Below are 4,263 nucleotides of genomic sequence, written 5' to 3'. Positions count from 1 at the left end.
TCGTGGTCGTGGTCGTCGTGTCAGTCGTCGTGGTGGTCGGCGTCGCGGCGGTGCTGTCGACCGGCGGCGTCACCTTGGCCGGGTCGTCGGCGGGCGGCTGCTGCTCGGCCATGGCGGCCGTGGCGGCGGTGCTGTCCGCAGGCGCCGCTGCATTCGGATCAGCCGGCGCCGCATTCGGGTCGGCAGGGGTCTGTTCGCTGGTGGGCGAAGCCGTGGCAGCGGCCATCGGGTCGGTAGGCTGCTTTTGATCTTCGGTCTGGGCGAAAGCCAGGCCGATGCTGGTCACGAGAACGGCGGCGGTCAGTGCACTGGTGGCGGTCTTGAGGGCGGACATGGGGGGAACTCCTTTTGAAAGCGGGAACCGGCCTGGAGCCGGGTGGCTGGGCCGGGCATTTCCACCGGCTGAGGTCCACTCTAGGCCTGCACCCTCGCGCCCGGCGTCGGCGCCGAGCGTCATCTCATGTAGGAGGCTCCCCCAGTCCGTAGCGGCCGGTTACGCCGTGTAGCTGCCGTGCCTCGCCGCTCGCATTCGCCTGAGCCTTTGCAGCCTCAGAGATTGAAGTCGTAGTCCACCGTCAGCGGCGCGTGGTCGCTGAACATCTGACCGGTGTAGATGGCCTCCCGCCGGGCCAGCGCCGCGATGCCGGGTGTGGCGAGGTGGTAGTCCAGCCGCCACCCGACGTTGTTGGCGCGCGCCGCGCCGCGGGCGCTCCACCAGGTGTATTGCTCTGCCTTGTCGTTCAACGTACGGAAAACGTCGACGACACCCCCGTCATCGAAAAGCGTGGTCAACCAGGCGCGCTCCTCGGGCAGGAAGCCGCTGTTCTTCTGGTTGCCGCGCCAGTTCTTCAGGTCAATCTCCTTGTGCGCGATGTTGACGTCGGCGACGAGGATGAACTCGCGCTCGGCCTTCAACGCCTGCAGATGAGGGTAGAGCGCCGCCAGGAAGCGGTACTTGACCGCCTGGCGCTCCTCGCCACTGGTGCCGCTGGGAAAGTAGACGCTGATGAGGCTGAGCTTGCGGCCGGGCTTGTCGAAACGCTTCTCCACCCAGCGGCCCTCGCAGTCGAACTCGGGCATCGCCAAGCCCGTGATCAGGTCGCTGGGCTCTTCCTTGGTGTACAGGCCCACGCCCGAGTAGCCCTTTTTCTCGGCGTAATGGAAATGGCCGTTGAGCAGGTCGCAGCTGCGGAACTTGGCTTCCACGACATCCGCCTGCGCCTTGAGCTCCTGCACGCCGACGGCATCGGCCTGCTGCTTGTCGAGCCAGTCGAAGAAGCCCTTGCTGGCGGCGGAACGCACGCCGTTGAGGTTGGCGGTGATGAAGCGCATCGGATTAGGGAGAGGGTTTGACCTGGAGAAGTATCGCAGTGCAGCAAATGCACAACACAGCGGCACGCTTTCATCACGGAACCGTCATGTGATCTTTACGATCCAGTAGGAATCAGAGGCGCCGCGAGCGCCCATTTCTTTACCCACTTGCCCGCGAACCCGTCAACCCGAGGATTTCTCATGCCCAAATACAGCCTTTCACCGACCCTGCTCGCGCTGGCGCTGAGCACGGCCTTCCCGATGGCGGCCCTGGCGCAAGCCACGCCGACAGCCGAAGCCAAGAAAGACGTCAGCCAGCTCGAAGCCGTCATCGTCACCGGCAGCCGCCGGGCCGAGAACCTGAAGGAAGTGCCGCTGTCGATCTCGGCGATCAAGTCCGAGGATCTGGACACCTACAACGCCAGCGGCCAGGACGTCCGCGCCTTATCTGGCAAGGTGCCGAGCCTGAACATCGAGTCCGACTACGGCCGCACCTTCCCGCGCTTTTACGTGCGCGGCCTAGGCAACACCGACTTCGACATGAACGCCTCCCAGCCGGTCGGCCTGGTGTACGACGATGTCGTGCAGGAAAGCATCGCGCTCAAGGGCTTCCCGGTCTTTGACATGGCCCAGGTGGAACTGCTGCGCGGCCCGCAGGGCACGCTGTTCGGCCGCAACTCGCCGGCCGGCGTCATGAAGTTTGATTCGGCCAGGCCCACCAAGCGCCTGGAAGGCTACGCCAACATCGGCTTCGGCCGCTGGAGCGCCGTCAACCTCGAGACGGCCGTCAACGTGCCGGTGAACGAAGACCTGCAGCTGCGCGTGGCGGGCCTGGCCCAGCGCCAGAGTGACCGCGTCCACAACCCGGTGACCAGCGCGACGTCCGACCTTGAAGGCTACAACGACAAGGCGCTGCGCCTGCAGGCCCTCTACAAGAGCGGCAACTTCGAGGGTCTTTTCAAGGTCCAGGCCCGCGACTTCAAGGGCACGGCCACGACTTTCCGCGCCAACATCATGAAGCGCGGCACCAATGACCTCGTCGATGGCTACGACGACAGCTCCTACCCCTCCGACGGCTACAACTCGCRGACGCTGAAGTCCAGCGAGGTCAGCGCTCGCCTGCGCTGGGATTTCGACGGCGTGTCGCTGTACTCCATCACCGCCCACGACCGCGCCAAGTTCTACAGCCGCGGCGACGTGGATGGTGGCTTCGGCTGCCGCTTCTGCGGCATCCCGGACGGCCCGAAGTACTAYCCCTCCGGCTCGAACACGCCCTACCCGTCCGTCATCCCGTTTGACGCGCAGACGGCCGACGGCATCCCCTACCTGCGCCAGACGACCCAGGAATTCCGCCTGCAGTCCAACACCAGCGCGCCGTTCCAGTGGATCGCCGGCCTGTACTACTTCAACGAGAAGCTGCAGGTCGACAGCTTCAACTTCGACAGCTTCGCCGCGGGGGACCCGCAAAACGGCTATGCCGTGCAGCACCAGGAAGCCAAGTCCTGGGCAGCCTTCGGCAATGTGAAGTACGCCGTCACGCCGGACTTCAAGCTCACCGCCGGCCTGCGCTACACCGACGACAAGAAGGACTTCGACGCCGTGCGCACCTGGACGCCGGGCAAGGCCAACAACGTCGACATCATCGGCCCGTTCTACACCCACCCCAAGTCGACGAACTGGAGCTGGGACTTCGGCGCCAACTACAACCTCGACAAGTCCACCAGCGTGTTCGCGCGCGTTGCCACCGGCTACCGCGCACCGTCCATCCAGGGCCGCGTGCTCTTTGGCGACTCGATCTCGGTGGCGAACTCCGAGAAGGTGCTGTCCGTCGAGGCCGGCTTCAAGGCCGACCTGCTCGACAACACCGCCCGCGTCAGCGGCACGGTGTTCAAGTACCGCGTCAAGGACATGCAGCTGACGGCCGGCTCGGGCTCGACCAATCAGAACCGCCTCGTCAACGCCGCCAAGGCCGAGGGCCAGGGCTTCGAGCTGGACGCCCAGGCCATCATCGCGCGCGACTGGCGCACGACGCTGGGCTTCTCGTACAACGACACGAAGATCAAGGACGCCAATCTCTTCGTGCAACCCTGCGGCAATGCCAACTTCCAGTTCCTGGAAGCCAACACCGGCTGCACGGTGCTCGACCCGGCCGGCCCGCTGGCTGGCACGGTCAGCATCAACGGCAACCCGCTCCCGCGCGCACCCAAGGTCACCTGGAACTGGACGCTCAAGTACAGCGTCGAGCTGGGCAACGGCGAGCTGAGCGTGCTGACCGACTGGGCCTACAAGGACAAGTACAACATGTTCCTGTACGAGGCCGTCGAGTACAAGGCCAAGTCGGCGCTGGAAGGCGGCCTGCGCGTGGGCTACGGCTGGAACAACGGCAAGTATGAAGTGGCGGCCTACTCGCGCAACATCACCAACCACCGCCAGGTCGTCGCCGCCATCGACTTCGACAACCTGACCGGCATCGTCAACGAGCCGCGCAGTTACGGCGTTCAGTTCAAGGCCAGTTTCTGACCTTGTGGGACGGACCTGGCCAGGTAATCCTGGACAGCTCGGTCCTCAACTGATTCAGCGTAAGACGTCATGCGGGCCCCGCCCGCGACTTGGTGAAAACCATCGACGGCCCGGCCCCTTCTAGGGGTCGGGCCTGTTTTTTTGACCCCTAGAATCTTTGTCACATGTCCGCCGCGCCCACCGACTCTCTCGCCCAGTCCTTTGTCGCCTTCGCCGTCGAGGCTGGCGTGCTGCGCTTTGGCGAGTTCAAGACCAAGGCCGGCCGGCTCAGCCCCTATTTCTTCAACGCCGGCCTTTTCGATGACGGTGCCAAGCTGGGGCGACTGGCTGGCTTCTACGCCGAGCGGCTGATTGCCTCGGGCCTGCAGTTCGACATGATCTTCGGCCCGGCCTACAAAGGCATCACGCTGGCCGCCGCTGTATCCATGGAGC

The 4,263-nt window shown here is 64.9% G+C and carries 2 protein-coding genes and 2 pseudogenes; 2 read left to right on the top strand and 2 right to left on the bottom strand.

Going from position 1 to position 4,263, the window contains the following annotated elements; translation table 11 throughout:
• Both ACXJKR_RS25775 and ACXJKR_RS25770 read right to left on the bottom strand, forming a co-directional pair.
• Nucleotides 1–334: pseudogene (locus ACXJKR_RS25775) on the bottom strand (hypothetical protein); the annotation flags it as partial.
• A 215-nt stretch (nt 335–549) separates the two neighbouring features.
• Nucleotides 550–1,332, bottom strand: a complete 783-nt coding sequence (locus ACXJKR_RS25770) for an exodeoxyribonuclease III (protein WP_056191496.1) — start codon at nt 1,330–1,332, stop codon at nt 550–552.
• A 180-nt stretch (nt 1,333–1,512) separates the two neighbouring features.
• On the opposite strand from ACXJKR_RS25770, the gene ACXJKR_RS25765 reads away from it, so the two are divergent.
• Together ACXJKR_RS25765 and ACXJKR_RS25760 are read left to right on the top strand one after the other, a co-directional pair.
• On the top strand, nt 1,513–3,831 hold the full coding sequence (locus tag ACXJKR_RS25765; RefSeq protein WP_457325228.1) for a TonB-dependent receptor: 2,319 nt from the start codon (nt 1,513–1,515) through the stop codon (nt 3,829–3,831).
• Nucleotides 3,832–3,995: 164 nt separating this feature from the next.
• Nucleotides 3,996–4,263 (top strand): annotated as a pseudogene (locus tag ACXJKR_RS25760) (orotate phosphoribosyltransferase); the annotation flags it as partial.

Source organism: Roseateles sp. P5_E11 (assembly GCF_054049355.1).
The sequence above is the reverse complement of the archived record's forward strand: the minus strand, read 5'-3'. Positions and strand labels throughout refer to the sequence as shown.